This is a genomic window from Microbacterium sp. F51-2R (assembly GCF_052180235.1).
Classification (GTDB): Bacteria; Actinomycetota; Actinomycetes; order Actinomycetales; family Microbacteriaceae; genus Microbacterium.
The window spans coordinates 2,672,211-2,694,891 of the sequence record NZ_CP197470.1; the positions used below are offsets into that span (position 1 = coordinate 2,672,211).

Below are 22,681 nucleotides of genomic sequence, written 5' to 3' on the forward strand. Positions count from 1 at the left end.
ACCTCGATGCCGAGACCCGGCATGCGTCGACTACTCAAGGGAGAGAAATGCGATCATCATCGAGCGAGCGCCATGCCGCGTTCGTGCGCTCGTCGGGATTCCGGCGCTGTGCACGCACGGGCTTGGCTATCTCGATCGCGGCCGCGGTCGGAATGGCCGGCTTCGCCACGACGGCCACCGCTGCTGAAGAGGACACGAGCTGGCAGAGCGAAGTCCTCGGAACAGGCGAGACCGACCTCGTCGCTGAGCATGTCGTCGAGACGTCCGGGAACGTGCAGAACGCCCAGGCGCTCGTGAAGGGCGGCGCCGGTGCGGCCACCCTCACCTGGGACGGCACCGGCCAGGCGCCGTACATCATCCTCGATCACGGCCCCGTCGTCGGGGGCCTGCCGTACTTCAACGTCGACTCGAGCTCCGGCACGGTCGGTGTGCGCACCGCCTACAGCGAGAGCCTCAAGTACATCGCTCGGAAGAACGAGTCGCAGCTGGTCAAGGCGGCACCCGTCGGGGCCCAGACGGTGTACGTCACGAACACGACACAGATGACGGTGGGCCAGTCACTGGTCATCGGCACAGGCGCCGAGCAGGAGACAGCGACGATCCTCGGCATCGGGCTGGCGGCCGTGTCCACCACGGCATTCGCACCGATCGCCGCCGGCGCGACCAACGTCGAAGTGACCACCACGAACAACTTCCCTGTGGGAGCCGAGCTTCTCATCGGGACCGGGGCCGCCCAGCAGGCCGTGACCATCACAGCGGTCGGCCGCACCTCGAGCCAGACGACCCTCTCGGCGGCCGCCGCGGCGGGTGACACCAATATCAAGGTCGCCTCCGTCGCAGGCCGGCAGGTCGGCGACGTCATCAAAGTCGGCGGAGAATCCGTGACCGTGACGAGTGTCGGCACCGCCGGCGCCAGCGGGACCGGTCTCGGCATCTCGCCGCTCACCGCCGCCTACCCAGCCTCCGCGCCGGTCGTCTTCAACGGGTCGGGACTCTCGTTCAGCCCGGCGGTCACGGCTGGGTTCGATGCGGGAGTGACGCTTCGCAACCCCCGCACCGGTGTCACCGTCTCGCCGCTGACGAAGGCGCATGCCGCCGACAGTGCGGTCACGAGCACTCCCGGAAACGTCGTCGGCGACAACGCCGGCTACCTCGGCGCCGGAGTCGGCTCGCCCCGCAACCGCGTCTTCCAGGTGACCGGTCCCGGAACCTACGCCACGCCCGCCAACGCCCTCCAGGGCGGCATCCGCTTCCACGCGGTCACCCTCACCACGCCCGGCACGGTGACGATCTCAAAGGTCGGAGTCCAGTCCAAGTACCCCAACCACGCGGCCTCGGACTACGAGGGCTGGTTCCTGTCGAGTGACGAGCAGCTGAACGACCTCTGGTATACCGGTGCGTACACGGTCGACACCAATATGGTCCCGGCGGGGGCGCAGAACAACAGCACGATCCCCGTCATCCTCGACGGCGCCAAGCGCGATCGCCGCATCTGGGCGGGCGACCTCTACAACGCGGGACGCTCGACCTACACCGCCTTCGGCTACGGCGAGAAGGGGTCGGACTACATCAGCAACTCGATCCACGTTCTCGGCTCCCGCCAGGCCGCGAACGGTTCGGTTCCCGGCGAGTCGGCGAACTGGAACGGCGATCCTGCCACGACGGCGCAGTTCTACTCGACGGCCTACTCGATCTATTACCCGATCGGCATCGTCGATTACTACCGGTACTCGGGCGATCTCGACTTCGGCATCGCCGAGTACCCGCGGCTCAAGGCGCAGATGAATTACAACCTCGGGCTCACCAACGCCGACGGCCTCATCGTCACGACCACCGGATCCGACGGGCGTGACTGGGACTTCTACGACGGTGGCAAGGCCGGCACCGTCACGGCGACCAACGTGCTCTACTATCACGCGCTCACCGAGGCGGCTTGGCTGACCGGGCACATGCTCGAGACGCACCCGGATCACGCCGACGCGGCCGCGTGGGCTGCGGACAAGGCGGCGTGGGAGGCCCGGGCTGCCCAGGTCAAGGCCTCGATCAATGCAACGCTGTTCGATGCTCAGCGCGGTGTATACAAGCTCTCGAACATCGACTGGAGCAACAAGTCCGGCAACGCCGTTCCGCAGGACGCCAACTCGCTCGCCGTCCTCTGGGGCGTCGCCCCCGAGGACAAGGTCGACGGCATCCTCTCGTGGCTGCGTACGAACCTGTGGGGAGAGCACGGTCCTCAGCCGTTCTCGCCCGAGGCGAACATGTCGACGCTCATCAGCACCCACATCAGCGGGTTCGAGCTCGCGGCGCGATTCGAAGCGGGCGATACCGAGGGCGCTCTGGATCTCGTTCGACTCCTGTGGGGCCCCATGGCCGACCCGGAATTCCCGTTCTATACGGGCGCGTTCTTCGAGAATCACCAGCAGAACGGCGATCTCACCGACGCCAACAAGAGCCTTGCGCACAGCTGGGCGAGCGGTCCGACGTGGGGTATGTCGGCCTACCTGCTGGGCATCCAGCCGGAGGAGCCGGGCTTCGAGACGTGGTCGGTCAAGCCGCATCCGGCCGATCTCCAATGGGCGAAGGGAACGACTCCGACGCCGCACGGTGACATCGCGGTGTCCTGGAAGCAGGGCGACGTGTTCCAGCTCGACGTCACCGTGCCGGACGGCACTGCCGGAGAGGTCTGGGTGCCACTGGCGACGGATGCCTCGGCCAGCGCGGCGTCCGCCGGGGCGACCTTCCTTCGCACTGAGGACGGCTACGACGTCTATTCGGTAACCGCCGCGGGTGAGTACACCTTCCAGTCGGCGAGCACCGTCGTCCCGCCCACCCCGGCCATCGAGGGGAACCTGGCCGTGGGCGGCACCGTCAAGGTCGTCGGCCAGTGGTCGCCGTCGCTCGCCGGCCTCACCTACGAGTGGTACCGCCAGGGTGCGCCCACGCCGATCCAGAGCGGTCCGTCGGACTCATACACGCTCACCGACAAGGACAAGAACCGAAGGATCTTCGTGAAGGTGATCGGCACGTTCGGGGACCTCGCCCCCGTGACGGTCGTGACCGAGACCACTCCGAAGGTCGCGAAGTAGTCCGTCTCGCAAGGACAGGAGGGTCTCCCGCGTCACGCAGGGAGACCCTCCTGTCGTGCAGCGATCGAGACGCCGGCGTCGTGCCCTCACGCCCCCGCGGTGGAGGCACGCACGATCAGCTCCGGTGGGAACACGGTCTGGCGCGGAAGGAACTCCGCGTCGGAGGTCTCCTCCATGAGGATCCGGAACGCGGTTCGCCCGATCATGCGGCTCGGCTGGCGGATGGACGACAGCGGAACGGCGGCCGCCGAGGCGAACGAGATGTCGTCGAATCCGATCAACCGGATGTCGCTGGGAACGAGTCGGTGTCCGCCGTCGACGAGTGATTGCAGAAGCCCCAGAGCGAGAAGGTCATTGCCCGCGAAGATGCCGTCGGGCCACTCCTGACGCGGTCTGGCGAGCAGCCGGATGCCGGCGGCCGAGCCCTCGGCGAGAGTCATGGCCGACGTCGGGACGACCTCCAGCTCCACCGCAGGCTCAGCATTCTCGGCGGCGGACCGGGCTCCCGCCAGGCGATCCGTCACCTGATGCATGTCGAAGGGGCCGCCGACGTAGGCGATCCTCCGACAGCCCTGCTCGATGAGATGCTCGACGGCCATCCTGCCGCCGAGCACGCTGTCGACCGACACGGAGGAGAACCGGCCGTCTCCGCTGAATCTGTCGATCAGGACGCTGGAGATGCCTCGTGCACGGAGTCGAGCGAGACGCGACGTGACGTCGCCGTAGGGCGCGATGAGGATGCCTCTGACCTGCTGCTCCTCGAAGAGGTCGAGGTAGGCCGTCTCGCGGCGCGCGTCCTCGTCGGTGTTGCCGTGCAGGATCGCGATGCCCTGTCTGGCGGCTTCGTCCTCCGCCCCGCGCACGACGTCCGTGAAGAAGGGATTCTGTCCGTTGAGCACGACGAAGCCGACGGACGTGCCGACCCCGGCCCGGAGCGTGCGGGCGGCCATGTTACGCACGTATCCGAGCTGCGCCACGGCATCCCGAACGCGCGCCCCCGAATCATGTGAGACGATCTCGGGTCGGTTGAAGTAATTCGAGACCGTGCCGACCGAGACTCCCGCCAGCTCGGCCACGTCGCGGATGCTTGCAGGCAAGAGCGCCCCTTCCGGCGTGGGCCCGCTGCGGATGCGCAGCAGGCAGTGCCACAAGCGATTCCCCGAGCATCGCCTGCGGCACTACATTAGTCGCCGCGCGCTGCATCAGCCCCGCCGCGCGCCGCAGGTGGGCGCCAGCGGCGGCCCACCCAGGACTCAGACGGCGCGGGTCGAGGCGCGGACGACGAGCTCGGGCTTGAACACCGTCTGGCGGGGGATGCTGTCGGGATCCGCAGCCTCCTCGAGAACGATGCGCAGCGCGGTGCGCCCGATCATGCGGCTCGGCTGTCGGATAGAGGAGAGTGGCACGGCCGCGGCGGCGGCGAAGGGAATGTCGTCGAAGCCGATGATGGCGATGTCGTCGGGAACGCGCAGCCGGCCGTCCACCACGAGGGACTGGAGCAGCCCCAGCGCCAGGAGGTCGTTAGCCGCGAACAGCGCGTCGGGCCACTGGCGGCGAGGCTGCGCCAGGATCCTGGCGCCGGCTGCGACGCCCTCCTCCACGCTCATGGCGGCGGTCGCGATGACCTCGAGGCTGACGCCACTTCCCGCATCGTCTACGACGACGCGGGCGCCGGCCAGCCGGTCGGTCACCTGACGGATGTCGAAGGGTCCGCCGACGAAGGCGATCCGGCGCCGGCCTTCGCTGATCAGATGGTCGACCGCCATGGTGCCGCCGATGGTGCTGTCGACCGAGACGGAGGAGAAGCGGCCGTCACCGCTGAAGCGGTCGACCAGGACGGCCGCGATGCCGCGCGTACGCAGTCGCTGCAAGCGAGAAGTCACGTCGCCATACGGTGCGATGAGCAAGCCTCGCACCTGCTGCTCCTCGAAGAGATCGAGGTAGAGCTTCTCCCGAGAGACGTCCTCGTCGGTGTTGCCGTAGAGGATCGCGATCCCGTGCCGCGTGGCCTCGTCCTCGGCCCCGCGGACGACGTCCGTATAGAAGGGGTTCTGTCCGCTCAGCACGACGAATCCGATGGTGGTGCTGACCCCGGCACGGAGCTTGCGTGCCGCATCATTGCGCACGTACCCGAGCTCATCGATCGCCTGGGTGACCCGCTGAACCGACTCGGCGGAAACCTCTTCCGGTCGATTCAGGACGTTCGAAACGGTCCCGACGGACACACCCGCGCGGACCGCGACGTCGCGAATGCTCACAGGCAAAGCGTCATCCTTCCTCGGATCACGATTCGGTCACTGTCCTTCTTCGACTTGACCATGGTTCATTCCTGTCCTTAGAGTAGCCTGAAACAGCCTGAATCGATTCATCCACGCTCAACGAGGAGGCGCGATGTCAACCATCGCAACCGAAGGGTCGCGTCCCGCGCTCGAGCTGCGCAAGGTGGTGAAGTCGTTCGGACCAGTGGTCGCCCTCCGGTCCGGGAGCCTCACCCTGGAGCGGGGATCCATCCATGCGCTGATCGGCGAGAACGGCGCGGGCAAGTCCACGCTCGTCAAGATCATCGCCGGTCTCTACCGTCGCGACGCCGGCGAATTCCTCCTCGACGGCGAGTCGGTGGACTTCAGCAGCACGGCCCAGTCCAAGGCGGCCGGCATCGCGGTGATCTACCAGGAGCCGACGCTGTTCCCCGACCTCTCGGTCACCGAGAACATCTTCATGGGCCGCCAGCCCGCGAACCGCTTCGGCCGGATCGACCGGAAGGCGATGCGTCAGGAGGCTGCGGCCATCTTCCGCCGTCTCGGCGTGTCGCTCGACCCCGAGCGTGTCACCGAGGGGCTCTCGATCGCCGACCAGCAGATCATCGAGATCGCCAAGGCCATCTCGCTCGATGCGCGCGTGCTCATCATGGACGAGCCGACGGCGGCGCTCTCGGGCGTCGAGGTCGAGCGGCTCTTCGCCGTGGCGCGGAGCCTGCGCGACGAGGGGCGAGCGCTCCTGTTCATCTCGCACCGCTTCGACGAGGTCTTCGACCTCTGCGACACCGTCACCGTCATGCGCGACGGCTCCTACATCGACACGACGCCGATCGCCGAGACGACGGTGGACGAGCTCGTGAGGCAGATGGTGGGCCGCGATGTCACCGAGCTCTTCCCGAAGCTGCCCTCGGAAGTGGGGGAGGTCGTCCTCGAGGTGCAGGGCCTCACGCGGGCCGGTGTCTTCCGCGACATCTCGTTCACCCTCCGGCAGGGGGAGATCGTCGGCCTCGCGGGTCTCGTCGGCGCGGGACGCAGCGAGGTCGCACGGGCCGTCTTCGGCATCGACCTCTACGAGTCCGGGAGTGTGCGCCTGCACGGCACGCCCCTCACGCGCAGCAACCCCAGACTGGCGACGCAGCGCGGCATCGCGCTCGTCCCCGAGGACCGTCGCAAGCAGGGCCTCGTGCTCGATGACGGCGTCTCGCGCAACATCACGCTGGCGATCCGTTCGAAGCTCGCGAAGTTCGGCCTGATCTGGAGTTCGCGCGAGAACACGGCCGCGGAGGTCTGGGCCAGCCGCCTCGAGGTCAAGACAGCGGCTCTCGACGCCGAAGCCGGGACGCTGTCCGGCGGAAATCAGCAGAAGGTCGTGCTCGGCAAGTGGCTCGCGACGGAGCCCACCGTCCTGATCGTCGATGAGCCCACGCGCGGCATCGACGTCGGGACGAAGGCCGAAGTCCACCGCCTTCTCAGCCAGCTGGCGCAGCAGGGGATCGCGATCCTGATGATCTCTTCCGAGCTCCCAGAGGTGCTCGGCATGGCCGACCGTGTCCTGGTCATGCGCGAGGGGCGGATCACCGGCGAGTTCAGCCGTCAGGAAGCCACTCCCGAAGCGGTCATGTACGCCGCGACGGCCGACTCGGAGGTCGCCCGATGATCACCACGACAGCACCCCCCCAGTCGGGGACGAGCCCTGCCTCGCGGCTCGTCCGCCACGTGGCGACAGCCCGGGAGACCGGCATCCTGATCGCCCTCGTCGCGATCATCGTCGTCGCGACGATCAGCAACCCCAACTTCCTCTTCTCGTCGGACGGCTTCCGCGACCTCCTGCTCACGCCGTCGCTGCTGCTCCTCGTGGCTGTCGGGTCGGCGATCGTCATCATCACCCGGAACGTCGATCTGTCGGTGGGCTCCGTCGTGGGGCTCACGGCGTATCTGACGGGCCGCCTCTTCATCGATATCCCGGGCATCCCGATCATCGGGGTCTTCGCGGGCGGCATCCTGTTCGGTGCCGTCCTCGGCGCCATCAACGGCGCGCTCGTCGCCTTCGCCCGTGTGCCGGCCCTCGTCATCACGCTCGGCACGATGTACATCTACCGCGGCATCAACGTCGCCTGGACCGGCAGCGATCGAATCAACGCGTCCGACCTGCCGCGGGAGTTCCGCGGCCTCGGCACCGACTCGATCCTGGGCATCCCCATCCTCACCATCATCGCCGTCCTCGTCCTCGTGGTCGCCGCGTGGTACATGCGCAATCTGCGCGGCGGGCGCGAGTTCTACGCCATCGGCTCCGATCCCGCTGCGGCGCATCTCTACGGCCTGAAGGTCACGCGCCGGGTCATCAGCGCCTTCGTCGTGAGCGGTGCGCTCGCGGGGCTTGCGGGTGTGCTCTATGCGGCGCGGTACGGAACCGTCAGCTCGGCCGCCGGCTTCGGGTGGGAGCTGCAGGCGATCGGTGCCGCCGTCATCGGGGGCGTCGCGATCTCGGGTGGCGTCGGCACAGTGTGGGGAGCAGCCATCGGCGCGTTCCTCCTGCTCACGATCAACCGCGCGCTGCCGATCCTCGGCATCGATGACTTCTGGCAGCGGGCTGTCGTCGGCGTTCTGATTCTCGGCGCCATCGTGCTCGACCGTGTGCTCGCGGTGCGTCAGCATCGACGACTCATCGCCCAGAGAGAGGAGACGCGATGACCACCCTGACCGACGCTCCGCGCGTTCGCACGTATCGTGCCCATGCCCGGCCCGCCTGGCGCCGCGTTCTCCTCACGCGGGAGATGGCGATCATCGCCCTCCTGCTGATCGTGATCGTGGTCGCGCTCGCGACGGTGCGCAACTTCGACAGTCCGCTCACCGTCACCTATCTCCTGCGCGACGTCGCCCCCATCCTCCTCATCGCCCTTCCGATGACGCTCATCATCATCACCGAGGAGATCGACCTGTCGGTGGCGAGCATCGTCGGCCTGTCGAGCGTCGTGACCGGTCTGCTGACGCAAGCCGGGCTGCCGTTCCCCGTCGCCGCGCTGGCGGCCATCCTGATCGGGACACTCGGCGGTGTGTTCAACGGCTTCCTCGTCACCGTCGTGGGCCTGCCGTCTCTCGCCGTCACGATCGGCACGCTCGCCCTCTTCCGGGGCATCGCCGTCGGACTGCTGGGCACGACCGCCATCACCGATTTCCCGGAGGAGTGGACCGACCTCGCGAAGGCGAACATCCCCGGCACCCCCGTGCCTGTCATCACGGTCGCGTTCGTCATCCTCGCGATCGTCTTCGGAGTGCTCCTGCACTTCACCCCGTTCGGTCGCACGCTCTACGCGATCGGCCTCAACAAAGAAGCCGCAGCCTTCTCGGGCATCGACGTCGGGCGTACGAAGTTCATCCTCTTCACACTGAGCGGCGCGGTCGCCGGCTTCGCGGGGGTCTACTTCACGCTCCTCTACTCCAACGCGCGCGGTGACAACGCGATGGGCATGGAGTTGCAGGTGATCGCCGCGGTGCTTCTGGGCGGGGTGTCGATCTTCGGTGGACGAGGGGCCCTGCACGGCGTGATCGCGGGTGTGCTCCTCATCGGAGTGCTCGGCAGCGCGCTGCGCCTCGCCGGCGTCACGAGCGACATCATCAACGTCATCACGGGGCTCCTGCTCATCGTCTCCGTCGTGTCCTCCAGCCTCCTCGCCTGGCTCCATGCCCGCAGAGCAGCCGCCAGCGGGAAGAGAAAGGGCCGAAGCGCACCAGGCGCCCCGCCCGCCGGCCACCCGATCCAGTAACACCCACAGCGAGAACTCGCACCAAGGAAGGAAACAACGATGTTCGAATTCAAGCGCTCACGACGTGCAGGGGTCATCGCGGCTCTTGCCGTTGGCGTGACCCTCCTCGCGGCAGGCTGCTCCGGCGGCAGCGGCGGGGGAGGCTCGACCGGTGACGCGGGCGGCGACGCCGGGAACGTCTCCATCACCATGCTCCCGAAGAACCTCGGCAACCCGTACTTCGACACCTCGACCAAGGGCGCGACGGCGGCTGCGGAGGAGTTCGGCGGCACGCTCGAGGAGGTCGGTCCGTCGGAGGCGAGCCCGACCTCGCAGGTCAGCTACATCCAGACCGCCGCGCAGCAGGGCGCCGGCGCGCTCATCGTGTCGGCGAACGACCCCGAGGCGATCTGCGACGCGCTGGGCGAGGCATCCGATGCCGGTGTGAAGATCGTCACGTTCGACTCCGACACCAACCCGGACTGCCGTGACCTGTTCATCAACCAGGCCACGTCCGAGGGCATCGCGAAGGTTCAGGTCGACGAGATCGCCAAGCAGATCGGCGACGCCGGTCAGATCGCCATCCTGTCGGCTTCGGCGAACGCGACCAACCAGAACGCGTGGATCGAGACGATGAAGGAGCTGCTCGCGTCGGACCACCCGAACATCGAGCTCGTCGAGGTCGCCTACGGTGACGACGACGACCAGACCTCGTTCGACAAGACTGCGGCCCTGCTGCAGACCTACCCCGAGCTCAAGGGCATCATCTCGCCCACGACGGTCGGCATCTCGGCCGCTGCTCGCTACCTGTCCACCTCGGAGTACAAGGGCAAGGTCGCACTGACCGGCCTGGGCACCCCGAACCAGATGCGCGAGTACGTCGAAGACGGCACCGTCACCTCGTTCGCACTGTGGAACCCCGAGGACCTCGGCTACCTCGCCGCGTTCGCCGCGGACGCTCTCATCAAGGGCGACATCACCGGCAAGGAAGGCGACACCTTCGACGCCGGCAAGCTCGGCTCCTACGAGGTCGGCAAGGACGGCGTCGTGCTCCTCGGCGACCCCTACGTCTTCACCAAGGACAACATCAGCGACTTCGACTTCTAAGCAGCCGAATCGACGGCGGGTGCCCGGTTCACAGCAGGTGGACCGGGCACCCGTCGTTCGTCGGGCCGGGTGCCTCCACGGGAGGGAGAGCCCGGAGCCCCTCGCAGAGGACCTTCGTCCCGCTGCGGACCGCGGACGCGGTGGACGATCGCGTCATGGTGACAGACAACGGACCACGGCCGAACGCGTTCGACATCGAAGCGGCGTCACGCGACAACGAGAACTACCGCACGGTCGCCTGGACCGGGAAGCATCTGCAGGTCACTCTGATGACGATCCCGGTCGGGAAGTCGATCGGCCTCGAATCGCATCCCGCGACCGATCAGTTCCTGCGGCTCGAGGCCGGGCGCGGCAGGGCGGTGATGGGTGCGTCGAAGGATCGCCTGGACTTCGAGCAGGACGTCTCCGACGGATGGTCGGTGCAGGTGCCGGCGGGCACGTGGCATGACGTGATCAACACCGGCGACGAGCCGATGCGGCTCTACACGGTGTACGCGCCCTCCCACCATGCGGCGGGGGTGGTGCAGCGAACCAGTGAGGATGCCGCGCGCGACGAAGCAGCGGGTGCTGACGAGCCGCCCGGCTGGACTGCGCAGCCTTGACGACGGCACCGTCGTCCTCTATCGTCTCGTGAATCGATTCACGCGAATCGATCCGGAGAGGGACCACGAACATGCCGAGCACGGCCCCCACGACCCGCGTCTGCTTCGAACTGCAGATCAAGCCTGAGCTCGTGGAGGAGTACGTCGCCCGCCACAGTCCGGTGCGTGCCGAGATGCTCGCCGAGATCGCGGCATCCGGTCGTCGCAACTACTCGCTCTTCCTCGCAGACGGCGGCAGGCTGATCGGCTACTACGAGACCGACGACGACGCCGCGGCGCAGTCGTACCTCGCCGCCTCCGAGATCGCCTCCCGGTGGGAGGCGGAGATGGCTCCGTACTTCGTCGATCTGGCCGGGCGTCCCGATCAGGCAGCCACCCCGCTGACCGAGATCTTCAACCTCCACGACCAGCTCGCCGATGCCGGCGCATCCGGCGGGGCGCGTCAGCGCTGAGGTGCCGCTGATCCGACCGCGACGACGGGGAAGAAGCCGCGGATCAGGGCCCAGCCGAGGGCCGCTCCCACCACCTGTGCGGCGAGGAAAGGCGCCACCGACGACCATGCGATGCCCGCGAACGTGTCGGTGAAGGCGCGGCCGATCGTGATGGCGGGATTGGCGAAGCTCGTCGAGGAGGTGAAGAAGTAGGCGGCGCCGATGTAGGCGCCGACGGCGGGCGCCGCGAGGTGCGAGCGCCCGGTTCGCACGAGGGCGAAGATCACCAGGAGGAGGCCCGCGGTCGCGACGGTCTCGGCGAGCAGATGCGGCCAGCTGGCGCGGTCCGTGCTGCTCCAGGCGACGGCGGGTGCGGCGAACATGAGGTTCGCCAGCATCGCGCCGCCGATGCATCCGAGGATCTGCACGGGGATGTACGCCGCCGTGATCGTCCATCCCTTGCGGTGCAGCAGAGCGTCGACGATCGAGACCGCCGGGTTGAAGTGCGCACCCGACACGGTCTGGAAGAGGAGGATCAGCACTCCGAGACCGAGCGCGGTGGCGAACGCGTTCTCGAACAGCTGCAGTCCGACATCCGAGGGGGAGAGGTTCTGTGCCGCGATTCCGGAGCCGACGACGACCGCGGTCAGCAGGGCGCTCCCGACGAACTCACCGGCGAGGGCCCGGACGGTGCCCGGGTTCACGACCCGGTGAGCAGCTGCGAGATGCGATCGAGCGCGCCGGGCACGAGCCGGAAGTACGCCCACGTGCCGCGCTTGCTGCGCTCGAGGAACCCGGCGGTCGTGAGCACCTTGAGGTGGTGAGACACGGTCGGCTGGCTGAGGCCCACCGGCTCGATCAGGTCGCATACGCACGCTTCGGCGCCCTCGGATGCCGCGACGATGGACAGCAGGCGCAGTCGCGTCGGGTCGGCGAGGGCCTTCATCGCCGTCGCGAGCTGCTCCGCCTCTTCGGCGGTGAGCGGCTCGCGCTGCAGGGGTGTGCAGCAGGCGCCCGCGGTGACATCCGTCACGTCGAGGATCGTGGTCATATATCGACAATAGTCGATATTGACAGATATCGATAGACCGGTGAACAATGGCATATCGAAGATCATCGATATTCCAGGAGGATGCTGTGACCCTGCTCGACCTCACCCCCCGCGCCGCGGAGTCCGACCGGCTCGCGACTCTGCCCGTCGCCATCATCGGCGCCGGCCCGATCGGCCTTGCCGCCGCCGCACAGCTGGTCGAGCGGGGCATCGACTTCGTGATGTTCGAGGCCGGAGGCCAGGCTGCGGCGAGCATGCGGGAGTGGGGTCACATCCGGCTGTTCTCGCCATGGAGGCACCTCGTCGATCCGGCATCACGACGCCTCCTCGAGGCGCAGGGGTGGGAGCTCCCCGACCCCGAACGTGCCCCGACCGGTGCCGAACTCGTCGAGGAGTACCTCGCCCCGCTGGCGGCGCTCGACCCCATCGCCTCCCGGCTGCGCACGGGGGTCGAGGTGGTCGGGGTGACACGCGAGGGGATGGACCGCACCCGCACGCGAGGCCGCTTCGCGACGCCCTTCGCGCTGCGCATCCGGACCGGCGATGGAGAGATCCAGGATGTCGCGGCCCGCGCCGTGATCGACGCCTCGGGAACGTACCGGTCGCCGAATCCGCTGTCGTCGGGCGGATTGGACCTGCTGGGCATGCCCGAGATCGCGGACCGCGTCACGACGGCGCTTCCCGACGTGCTCGGCCGGGACCGCGCGCTCTTCGCGGGCCGGCACACCACCGTCGTGGGGGCCGGGCACTCGGCCGCCAACACGCTTCTCGCCCTCGTCTCGCTCGCCCGGGACGAGCCGGGGACGACGGTGACCTGGCTGATCCGCAACGCGCAGGCGGTGCGCGTCTCGTCCTCGGCCGACGACGAGCTCGCCGATCGTGCGCAGCTCGGCAGCCGCGTCGACCGCGCGGTCGCGGCCGGCCTCATCGAGGTCGTCGACGGCTTCGAGATCATCCGCGCCCGGCGTTCGCCCGACGGCGTCGAGCTCGTCGGAAGCCGCCGCGGGGAGGTCGCCACCCACCTCACCGACCTCGTGGTCAACGCGACAGGCTTCCGCCCCGACCTCGGCATGCTCCGCGAGATCCGCCTCGAGCTCGACGACATCGTCGAGGCCCCCAAGCGCCTCGCGCCGCTCATCGATCCCAACGTGCACTCGTGTGGCACGGTCCAGCCGCACGGATTCCGCGAGCTCACCCACCCCGAGAAGGGCTTCTTCATCGTCGGCATGAAGTCGTACGGCCGCGCCCCGACGTTCCTGCTCGCAACGGGATACGAGCAGGTCCGGTCCGTCACCGCGTGGCTCGCGGGCGACACGATCGCGGCCGCGAACGTCGAGCTGGTGCTGCCGGCGACCGGGGTGTGCTCGATCGGTCTCGCCGGTGAGGCCGGGTGCTGTTCGTGATCCGGATCCGGGAGATGGATGCCGCGGACTGGCCTGCCGTCGAGCGCATCTTCGCCGAGGGGATCGCGGGTGGCGAAGCGACCTTCGAGATCGAGACGCCGACCTGGGAGGCCTTCGACTCCGGCAAGCTCGGCACGCCACGGCTCGTCGCCGAAGACCCGTCGACGGGCGTCGTCGGCTGGGTCGCGGCATCCGTCGTCTCTTCCCGCGCGGTGTATCGCGGAGTCGTCGAGCACTCCGTCTACGTCAGCGACGACGCTCGGGGCCGCGGGGTGGGCGCCGCGCTCCTCGACGCGTTCGTGACGGCGGCGGATGAGGCGGGGATCTGGACGATCCAGTCGAGCGTCTTCCCCGAGAACGTCGCGAGTCTGCGGCTGCACGAGCGAGCGGGCTTCCGCGTGGTCGGGCGTCGCGAGCGGATCGCGCGGTCGCGGCTCGGGCCGCACGCGGGTCAATGGCGCGACACGATCCTGATCGAACGGCGGAGCCGCGTGAGCGGCCGCGACTGACACGGAGGCGCGCCGGCACAGCTCGGCGGCGGCAGAGTCGGGGCGCGGGCTCGCGCATAGACTTCGATCTATGGATGCCGGTGCAGGGCCTCGCGAGCTGACCGTCCTCGCCGACCCCACGCGGGCACGGATCGTCAAGCTCATCCGGGACTCGGAGGACGGCCGGGCCCTCGTCGGTCGTCTCGCCGACGTGCTGGGCCTGCGGCAGCCCACCGTGAGCCATCACATGAAGGCCCTCGCCGACGAGGGGATCGTGATCCGCCGGCCTGAGGGCCGCCGGGTCTGGTACTCGATCGACCCGCGTCAGGTCGACCGCGTGGAGGCGCTTCTCGGCGACGAGTCGGCGCCCCGAGGGCACGAGCCGGATCTCGCGCGCATCGTCGACGACCTCGCCGAGCGCTATCGCGGCATCTTCAGCAGGCATACCGTCGGTCGCTGCGTCGCCGACAGTCACGAGCTGCTGTCGGCGCGGCATCCGTCTGCGTGGATCGCATCGCGCACCGCGGCGTTCGCGACCACGCGGCTCGACGCGCTCGCGCGGTCGCAGGCGACGCGACGGACGACGCCCGAGGTGCTGTTCGTGTGCGTGCAGAACGCCGGCAGGTCGCAGCTGGCCGCGGGGATCCTGCGACAGCTCGCGGGCGATCGTGTGCGCGTGCGCACGGCGGGGTCGGCGCCCGCCGACGCGGTGCGGGCGACGATCGTCACCGCGCTCGACGAGATCGGGGTGCCGCTCGGCGGGGAGTTTCCGAAGCCCCTCACCGACGAGGCGGTGCGGTCGGCTGACGTCGTGGTCACGATGGGATGCGGCGACGCCTGTCCCGTCTACCCCGGCAGGCGCTACCTCGACTGGGAGATCGATGACCCCGTCGGAAAGCCTCTCGCAGAGGTCCGGCTGATCCGCGACGACATCGAAGGGCGCGTGCGCGCACTGCTGGCGGACCTCGTCTCGACCTGATCGTTCACCCGCTGGTCGTACAGAGCTATAGATGTGTGTCTATGCTTTGGGAAGAGCGAAGGAGTGCCCTGCCATGGCCGAGAAACCCACCGTCTTGTTCGTCTGCGTCCACAATGCGGGGCGATCCCAGATGGCGGCCGGGTACCTGCGGGCGCTCGCCGGTGACGGGGTCGAAGTCCTGTCGGCGGGCTCCGCGCCGAAGGACCAGATCAACCCGGTGGCCATCCAGGCGATGGCCGAAGAAGGCATCGACATCGCCGGCAACGTCCCCAAGATCCTCACCGTCGACGCGGTGAAGGAGTCGGATGTCGTGATCACGATGGGGTGCGGCGACGCCTGCCCGATCTTCCCCGGCAAGCGCTACGAGGACTGGGAGCTCGACGATCCGGCCGGCCAGGGCATCGAGGCCGTGCGTCCGATCCGCGACGAGATCCGCCGCCGCGTCGAGGCGCTGATCGAAGAGCTCGGCGCCCGCGGCTGAGCCTTCCCTCGCCGAACCAGGGGATTCGCGTCGAGACCGGGGGTGTCGCCCCCGGTCTCGACCGGATTCCCCTGGTTCGACGAGATGCTGCCGGAGCGCGTGCAGCCCTGACGGGCAATCCGCCGGCACGCTGACCTGTCCGCTGATGCCGTCAGGACCTTCGGCCTGCTCCGGTGACTCTGCCGGCGGGATGATCGCACTGCTCGCTGCCCAGCGGGAGGAGTGCGGGGCATGATGCGGTACCTGACGGACCCGCCGCGATTTCTCTTCTTCACGGGGAAGGGCGGCGTCGGCAAGACCTCGGTCGCCTGCGCGACGGCGGTCCGGATGGCCACTGACGGGCAGCGCGTGCTGCTCGTGAGCACGGATCCGGCATCCAACCTGAGCCAGGTGTTCGACGTCGCGATCGGCGACCGCATCACCCCCATCCCCTCGGTGCCGAGCCTGGATGCGCTGGAGATCGATCCGCAGCAGGCTGTCGAGGCCTATCGGGAGCGAATCATCGGCCCCCTGAGTGGGGTCCTGCCTTCCGAGGAGATCGCCGCAATCACTGAGAGCCTGTCGGGGTCGTGCACGACCGAGATCGCGTCGTTCGACGAATTCACCCGGCTGCTGACCGATGACTCGTCGTACGGCCAGTACGACCATGTGCTCTTCGACACGGCTCCCACCGGCCACACGATCCGACTCCTGCAGTTGCCCGGATCCTGGACGGACTTCCTCTCCACCGGCGGCGACGCGTCGTGTCTCGGTCCCCTCGCCGGCCTCGACGCGCACCGAGCGACCTACGCTGCTGCGGTCGATGCGCTCACCGACCCGTCCCGCACCAGATTGATCCTCGTCGCGCGTGCGCAGCTCTCCGCCCTGCAGGAGATCGAGCGGACATTCGCCGAGCTCGGGGCGATCGGCATGACCGACGCCTTCGTCGTCATCAACGGCCTTCTTCCGGCAAGCGCCGGCGATGAGCCGATCGCCCACGCCCTGCGTATGCGCGAGGCGGCGGCGATGTCGGCCGTGCCCGCCGCCATAGCCGACCTGCCGCGGGATGTGCTGGAGCTCAAGGCGGACGACGTGGTGGGTCTCGGACCGGTTCGGGCCTTCTTCGACGCCGACTCGGCGGGCGGCTCGACAAGCCTCGAGGTGGCGGCGGTCCCGGAGATCCCCGAGGCTCCCCTCTCGGCTCTTGTGGACGTGATCGAGGCCGACGGTCACGGTCTCGTGATGTGCATGGGCAAGGGCGGCGTCGGCAAGACCACGATCGCCGCGGCCATCGCGCTGGCTCTCGTCGAGCGAGGCCACGAGGTCGTCCTGACCACGACCGATCCGGCAGCCCATCTCACCGGCACGCTCGGGGCGACGGTCGACGGACTCACCGTGACCCGGATCGACCCGAGCAGCGCGCTCGAGCAGTACCGCGCGCGCGTCATGGCCACGAAGGGCAAGGACCTGGATGACGCGGGCCGGGCGGCCCTCGCCGAGGATCTGATGTCGCCGTGCACGGCGGAGGTCGCGATCTTCAGCCAGTTCTCCCGGGCGGTCCACGACTCCAGGCGCAGATTCGTGGTGATGGACACCGCGCCCACGGGTCACACGCTGCTGCTGATGGATGCCGCGGGCTCTTACCACCGCGAGATCGCACGGCAGATGGGCGCGGCCGACATAGCGTACTCGACGCCCCTCATGCGCCTCCAGGATCCGATGCAGACGAAGATCATCATCGTCACGCTCGCCGAGACGACGCCCGTGCTGGAGGCGGCTGGGCTGCAGCGGGAACTCGAGCGTGCCGGCATCCATCCGTGGGCGTGGGTCGTTAACGACTCGATCGCCGCGGCGCATCCGGAGTCGCCGTTCCTGCGCGCCCGCGCCCGCGGCGAGATCGCCCAGATCGCCCGTGTGCGGCAGCTGGCGGACGTCATCGCGGTCGTCCCCCTGCTCGGGGAGGAGCCGATCGGGGTCGAACGGCTCACCGCGCTGACCCGCGGCTGATCCCGCCCTCGTCCCGGCCGAACCAAGGGATTCACGTCGAGACAGGGGGTATCGTCCCCGGTCTCGACCGGAATCCCTTGGCTCGCCGCGTCCATGTCTCGACCCGGGGAATTGACTTTCCTGACAGGCTTGTGAATACTTCCAGGGTGTTATCAACCACCCGTCGAGGTTCTCGTTCCTCTCGACGCAGTGTCGCCGCGCTCCTCGTGGCGGCGATGACGATCGGCGCCGTCGTCGCGGCCGGGGTCGCCCCCGCCGGGGCGGAGGAAGCGCCGCCTCGCAGCGCTTCGCCGACCGATGCCGCCGTCGCCGCGGTCGACTTCGCCCCGAGCGCGGAGTTGCCCCGGCTCGACAAGTGGACCGTCGTCGTGCCCGAGGGAACCGCGACCGATCCTTCGACCCGGCGCTCGACAGGGTGGGTCGACGGCATCAACGAGCGGGGCGAGATGTTCGGGCAATCCGGCTTCGTCTACGGCGGAAGCGGGCCGAACAGCGGTGCCCGCGCGACGCGGTGGAACGCCGACGGCACGCTCGCCGACGTGTGGGGGATCGGCACCTCGGCCACCGGGATGAACGATGCGGGGACCATGGTGGGCGCCGTCGCCGTCGGTGACGCGCCGCCGCACGCCGCGGCCTGGAAGGACGGCAAGGAGATCATGCTGCCCGACGACGGGGCGAAGGAGTCCGTCGCCAACGCCATCAGCAACAACGACGTCGTGAGCGGCTACGTCAAGCACGGCGACCTCGTGATCGCCGTCGTCTGGTACCTCGCGACCGCCACGCCCGAACTTCACTACGTCCCGCTTCCGCCGGGAACGAGCTGGTCGAACGCGGTGCGGGTCAATGACGCGAACCTCGTGCTGCTCGCCACCGATGCCACGATCGCCCCAGGCGGCGTGGCGACCCCGGGCGCGTGGCTGTGGTGGGTCGGAGCCGAGGAAGTCATTCCGATCCCCGGGGCGACGTCGGCAGGAGACCTCAACAACGCCAACTACGCCACCGTCGACCTGTTCACGGGATCCGCCGCGAATCCGAAGGACGGCATCTTCCATTCTTCGGATGCCGCGCCGCGCCCCATCCGCGGAATCGACGGGCTGAACTCGACCGGCGCCAGCGCGCTCAACGACGTGAACGACGTCGTCGGCGTGATGTTCGACTGCACCTTCTGCGGCGGGGTGACTCCGGTGCTCTGGGAGCGGGAGTACGGCGGATCCCCGGTGCCCCATCGGCTCCAGCCGCTGCTGCGCGAGGTGCCGGGATACGGGACGAAGTCGATCTACGCCGCGCTCGACATCAACGGGAGACGCTCTGTCCTGGTGACGCTCGGCAGTTCGTACCTGACGTGGGAGCGCGAGACCGTCGTCATGGTTCCCGACGAGCCGCCTGCTCAGCTCGACGACGCGCGGCTGCAGAGCATCGACTACCCGAGCGGCGACTGGGAGGAGATGCCGTCGCGGGGCGTCGTGCAGGGCACTCGCTCGAGGCTCGCCTTCGAGGTGCAGAACCCCGATTCGCAGGGCGACCACATCGTCAGCGTCGAGCTGCGCAACGCCGACACCGGCCAGCGCATGCCCGATGGTTACTGGTTCGAGTCGCTGCATCCGTTCGGCACAGCGGAAGGGGCCATCGAATTCGACACCGCGGGACTCGCCTTCGACTCGAGCGGCGAGGCGCGCCCGCCGCTGAACCTCGAGGTCGTCGTGAAGGGTGACGGCAAGGAGGTCGAGCGCATACCCGTCTCGGTGCCCATCTCGCCCGATCCGGTCGTCCTCGTGCACGGATTCAACTCCAGCGCCGCGGCGTGGAGCAGTTACGACTCCTACCTGCGGTCGGTGCATCCCGGCTGGCTCAGCTTCGCCGTCGGCGACGGGCAGGCGCCCGGAGTCATGAACACCGGCTCGCTCGCGGCGCCCGACACCCCCGGCTACACGATCGCCCAGAACGCCGCCATCGAGGCGGAGTACATCGACTGGGTGCGCGACCGGACGAACGCCCCGCACATCGACATCGTCGCGCACTCCATGGGCGGCCTCATCTCTCGGGCCTACATCCACGACTGGATGCCGATGGCCGACGACGGCAAGCCGTTCGTCAACCGTCTCATCATGCTCGGAACGCCCAACGCCGGTTCCCCGTGCGCGGCCATCATGAACCTGGCGGGAATGCGCGAGCTTCGCCCCGACGTGCTCGCCGCGTTCAACGAGCGCGTGACCAATCGCAAGGGTGTGGAGATGTCGATCCTCGTCGGCACCTACGTGCCCCGCACCTGCCAGAGCCCGGAGCAGGGCGACGGCGTCGTGCCGATCAGCAGCACCATGGAGGGCCGCTGGGACGACGCCGCCCGCAACTTCGTGCTGCACACCTGGATGACCGATCGCGCGAACTTCGACTTCTTCGTGTGGCCGGAGCTGGTCGGGGGCGGGCCGCGGGGGCTCGCCGGTCCGGGCGGTGCCCGCCTGGTGCCGTACGAGCTGTCCGCCGATGCGTCCGACGACGTGCCGGGCGACGCCCCGGACGACGTGCCGGGCGACGCCTCCGGACGCCCCGCGGCTCCCGACACCGCGGCGCAGCTGCCACCGCTCCTGCTCTCGCGGACGCTCACTGTCGCCGCGGGGCAGGAGATCGACATCCCTTTCGACGCCGACGACGCCTCGCGCATCGGCCTCGCCGCGATCGCCGACGCAGGCGTGCGTCTCGAGCTCGTCGATCCCTCCGGCGCCGTGGCTGCCGCCGGTGAGGGCGGCGAGCCTATGACGACGCTCTCCTCCGCGGATGATCCCGCCCCCGGCACCTGGCGCGCCCGGGTGAGCAACTCCGCCGGGACCGGTCTGCCGGTGGCGCTCGCCGTCTACCTCAATGACGCCGCGACGACCCTCGCAGCGACGATCGACGTCGACCCTTACGGAACGGCTCGTGTCGAAGCCGACTTCGTGCGGGCAGGAAAGCCGGTCGAGGATGCCGCGGTCTCGGTGCGATTCATCGGCACCGGCGACTACTCGAGATCGCTCGTGCTGCGCGAGCAGCCCGACGGATCGTATCGAGCAGCCAGCCAGGTGCTGCCTCAGGGTCCCTACCGCGTCGTCGTGACGGCCGAGATCGACGGCTCGCCACGGACGCTGCTGCAGGATCTCCGCGTCGCTCCGCCCGAGCGCACCGACACCGACAAGCCGGCCGTGCGCATCGAGCTCCGCGCTCCCGACGCCGTCGATGCCGACGGTGCCGGGTGGTATCGCGACGGCGTCGACGGGACCGTCCACGCCACCGACACGGGATCGGGGGTGGCCCTGGTCAGCTACCAGCTACACGGCGCCACCGAGCAGGGCGCCGAGACCGTCGAGGCCTCTCTGCCGTTCTCGGCGACGGCCGAGGGACTCACCGAGCTCTGGTGGTTCGCCCGCGACCACGCCGGCAACTTCCGCCGGCCGGACCGGCCCGTCGAGCTCCGCGTCGACTCCGGCGCCCCCACGGTCGTGATCGAGGGCGTCGACGGGGCGACGGCGGAGCCGGGCGCCGAGCTGATCGCCCGATACACCTGCGCGGATGCGTTCTCGGGGATCGCCGACTGCGTCGGTGATGTGCCGGACGGTGCCGCGCTGCCGACAGACGTGCCGGGTCCGCACACGCTGACCGTCCGCGCGCGAGACCTCGTGGGCCACGAGACGCTCCAGACCGCGACCTACACCGTGGCCGGCGACGTCCCCGATGACACCACTCCTCCTGTTCTCAGCGCCACCCTCCCTCCGGCGGGGTCCGGCGGCTGGCACTCCGGAGCGGTGCGGCTCGCCCTCTCAGCGAGCGACACGGGCAGCGGCATGCGTTCGATCTCGTGGCAGGTGGGCGACGGGCCCGTTCAGACGGTCGCGAAGGCGCAGGCAGAGGTGGTTCTCGACGCTCACGGCGTGACGCGGGTGACCTCCTGGGCGACGGATGCCGCGGGCAACACGTCCGAGCCGCTCGTGACGCAGGTGCGGATCGACCTCGATTCCCCCGCGATCGAGCTGACCTCGCCCGAGGACGGGCAGCACGCCGACATCGGCGAAGACCTGCGCCTGGACTTCTCCGTCACGGACGCTGAAAGCGGGGTCGCCTCGGTCTCGGCATCATTGACCACTCCGGACGGGGTGACATCCTCTCTCGAACGCGGCGACAGGGTTCCCACCGCTCGGCCCGGGGCACATGCCCTGACCGTCACCGCGGTCGATGCGGCCGGTCACCGGACGGTGATCGAGCGTGGCTACACCGTGCTCGAGGCGGCACCGGACACCACCGCGCCGACGGCCAGCGCGGTGGCGCCGGAGGGATGGGCGGCCTCGCCGGTGACCGTGCGGATCACCGCGACGGATGACGCGTCCGGCATCGCGACCGTGCACTGGCGTCTCACCGGCGCCTCCGAGGACGAGCAGATCCGGCAGGGGTCGTCCGCGGAGTTCACGGTCGGCTCGGCCGGGGTGACGGACGTGGAGTACTGGGCGACGGATGCCGCGGGCAACACGAGCACGCCTCGACGACTCGCCGTGCGCCTGGACCCGGAGCCTCCCGTCATCCACGTCGAGGGAATCGTCGACGGACGGACGTACCGCGCCGACGAGGTGGGTCAGGCGTCGTTCTGGTGTGAAGATGCCGTTTCGGGCATATCCTCCTGCGCCGGGTCGACCCCGGCCGGCGAGGCGCTCCCCTCCGCCGAGGGCGGCCACGCCTTCGTGGTGCGGGCCGTCGATCACGCCGGCAACGTGTCGACCACCACAGTCCGCTACGAGGTGCGAGGTGCGGAGCCCGCGCCGACGGCCGGCGGAGGCGGTTCTGGCCGCGTGATCACGGGGGAGGAGAGCCTGCCCCAGACCGGTGGAGAAGCCCCGGCGGCGCTCACTCTGGCCGCAGCCGGCCTGCTGCTGGCGGGCTTGCTGCTGCGGCACCGAAGCCGGCGGATGCGCCGAACCGCCCGCGCTCCGGAGGGGAATCGGTAGCCGTGTGTTCTCCATCGATGGAACCGTTCCGTGCCGGATGGCGAGGGTCGCCGGCGCCGCCGCCAACCGCCCGGGAGAGTCGGTCGATCGCTTGACGCTCAC

At 69.1% G+C, this 22,681-nt stretch carries 17 protein-coding genes; 13 read left to right on the top strand and 4 right to left on the bottom strand.

The genetic code is table 11. The features are described 5' to 3' along the window. Positions 1-47 precede the first annotated feature (47 nt). Positions 48-3,086, top strand: coding sequence for an alpha-L-rhamnosidase C-terminal domain-containing protein (locus tag ACSBPH_RS11945; RefSeq protein ID WP_442574550.1), 3,039 nt, complete (start codon positions 48-50; stop codon positions 3,084-3,086). 86 nt (positions 3,087-3,172) lie between these two features. Here ACSBPH_RS11945 and ACSBPH_RS11950 read toward each other — a convergent pair whose 3' ends face one another. Both ACSBPH_RS11950 and ACSBPH_RS11955 read right to left on the bottom strand, forming a co-directional pair. Beyond that, positions 3,173-4,183, bottom strand: a complete 1,011-nt coding sequence (locus ACSBPH_RS11950; protein WP_442574551.1) for a LacI family DNA-binding transcriptional regulator — start codon at positions 4,181-4,183, stop codon at positions 3,173-3,175. A 156-nt stretch (positions 4,184-4,339) separates the two neighbouring features. After that, entirely contained in the window at positions 4,340-5,350 is a 1,011-nt protein-coding gene (locus tag ACSBPH_RS11955; protein ID WP_442574552.1) for a LacI family DNA-binding transcriptional regulator, read from the bottom strand. A 127-nt stretch (positions 5,351-5,477) separates the two neighbouring features. Here ACSBPH_RS11955 and ACSBPH_RS11960 point away from each other — a divergent pair, with 127 nt between their 5' ends. The 6 genes from ACSBPH_RS11960 (at position 5,478) to ACSBPH_RS11985 (ending at position 11,248) form a co-directional block, all read left to right on the top strand. Next, complete coding sequence (locus tag ACSBPH_RS11960; protein WP_442574553.1) at positions 5,478-7,001, top strand: sugar ABC transporter ATP-binding protein; 1,524 nt, start codon at positions 5,478-5,480, stop codon at positions 6,999-7,001. Next, entirely contained in the window at positions 6,998-8,035 is a 1,038-nt protein-coding gene (locus tag ACSBPH_RS11965; RefSeq protein WP_442574554.1) for an ABC transporter permease, read from the top strand. Before ACSBPH_RS11960 ends, ACSBPH_RS11965 begins: the two co-directional genes overlap by 4 nt. Continuing rightward, complete coding sequence (locus tag ACSBPH_RS11970) at positions 8,032-9,108, top strand: ABC transporter permease (protein ID WP_442574555.1); 1,077 nt, start codon at positions 8,032-8,034, stop codon at positions 9,106-9,108. The genes ACSBPH_RS11965 and ACSBPH_RS11970 overlap by 4 nt, the downstream gene beginning before the upstream one ends. 39 nt (positions 9,109-9,147) lie before the next feature. Then, on the top strand, positions 9,148-10,194 hold the full coding sequence (rhaS, locus tag ACSBPH_RS11975; protein ID WP_442574556.1) for a rhamnose ABC transporter substrate-binding protein: 1,047 nt from the start codon (positions 9,148-9,150) through the stop codon (positions 10,192-10,194). A 155-nt stretch (positions 10,195-10,349) separates the two neighbouring features. Beyond that, complete coding sequence (locus ACSBPH_RS11980; protein WP_442574557.1) at positions 10,350-10,796, top strand: cupin domain-containing protein; 447 nt, start codon at positions 10,350-10,352, stop codon at positions 10,794-10,796. A gap of 71 nt (positions 10,797-10,867) precedes the next feature. Continuing rightward, positions 10,868-11,248, top strand: coding sequence for an L-rhamnose mutarotase (locus ACSBPH_RS11985; protein ID WP_442574558.1), 381 nt, complete (start codon positions 10,868-10,870; stop codon positions 11,246-11,248). Here the strand turns inward: ACSBPH_RS11985 and ACSBPH_RS11990 are convergent. Further along, complete coding sequence (locus ACSBPH_RS11990; protein WP_442574559.1) at positions 11,239-11,931, bottom strand: aquaporin; 693 nt, start codon at positions 11,929-11,931, stop codon at positions 11,239-11,241. The genes ACSBPH_RS11985 and ACSBPH_RS11990 overlap by 10 nt on opposite strands. Then, positions 11,928-12,278, bottom strand: a complete 351-nt coding sequence (locus tag ACSBPH_RS11995) for a metalloregulator ArsR/SmtB family transcription factor (RefSeq protein ID WP_442574560.1) — start codon at positions 12,276-12,278, stop codon at positions 11,928-11,930. The genes ACSBPH_RS11990 and ACSBPH_RS11995 overlap by 4 nt, the downstream gene beginning before the upstream one ends. 86 nt (positions 12,279-12,364) lie before the next feature. Here ACSBPH_RS11995 and ACSBPH_RS12000 point away from each other — a divergent pair, with 86 nt between their 5' ends. From ACSBPH_RS12000 to ACSBPH_RS12025, 6 genes are all read left to right on the top strand, one after another. Then, entirely contained in the window at positions 12,365-13,681 is a 1,317-nt protein-coding gene (locus tag ACSBPH_RS12000) for an FAD-dependent oxidoreductase (RefSeq protein WP_442574561.1), read from the top strand. A gap of 14 nt (positions 13,682-13,695) precedes the next feature. Further along, positions 13,696-14,190 carry a GNAT family N-acetyltransferase gene (locus ACSBPH_RS12005; protein ID WP_442577302.1) on the top strand — a complete coding sequence of 165 codons (495 nt, stop codon included), beginning with the start codon at positions 13,696-13,698 and terminating at the stop codon, positions 14,188-14,190. A 70-nt stretch (positions 14,191-14,260) separates the two neighbouring features. Then, positions 14,261-15,148, top strand: a complete 888-nt coding sequence (locus tag ACSBPH_RS12010) for a metalloregulator ArsR/SmtB family transcription factor (protein ID WP_442574562.1) — start codon at positions 14,261-14,263, stop codon at positions 15,146-15,148. Positions 15,149-15,221: 73 nt separating this feature from the next. Further along, positions 15,222-15,629, top strand: coding sequence for an arsenate reductase ArsC (locus ACSBPH_RS12015; protein ID WP_442574563.1), 408 nt, complete (start codon positions 15,222-15,224; stop codon positions 15,627-15,629). 231 nt (positions 15,630-15,860) lie between these two features. Further along, positions 15,861-17,615, top strand: coding sequence for an arsenical pump-driving ATPase (arsA, locus tag ACSBPH_RS12020; RefSeq protein WP_442574564.1), 1,755 nt, complete (start codon positions 15,861-15,863; stop codon positions 17,613-17,615). A gap of 146 nt (positions 17,616-17,761) precedes the next feature. Then, positions 17,762-22,579, top strand: coding sequence for an alpha/beta fold hydrolase (locus tag ACSBPH_RS12025; RefSeq protein ID WP_442574565.1), 4,818 nt, complete (start codon positions 17,762-17,764; stop codon positions 22,577-22,579). Positions 22,580-22,681 lie beyond the last annotated feature (102 nt).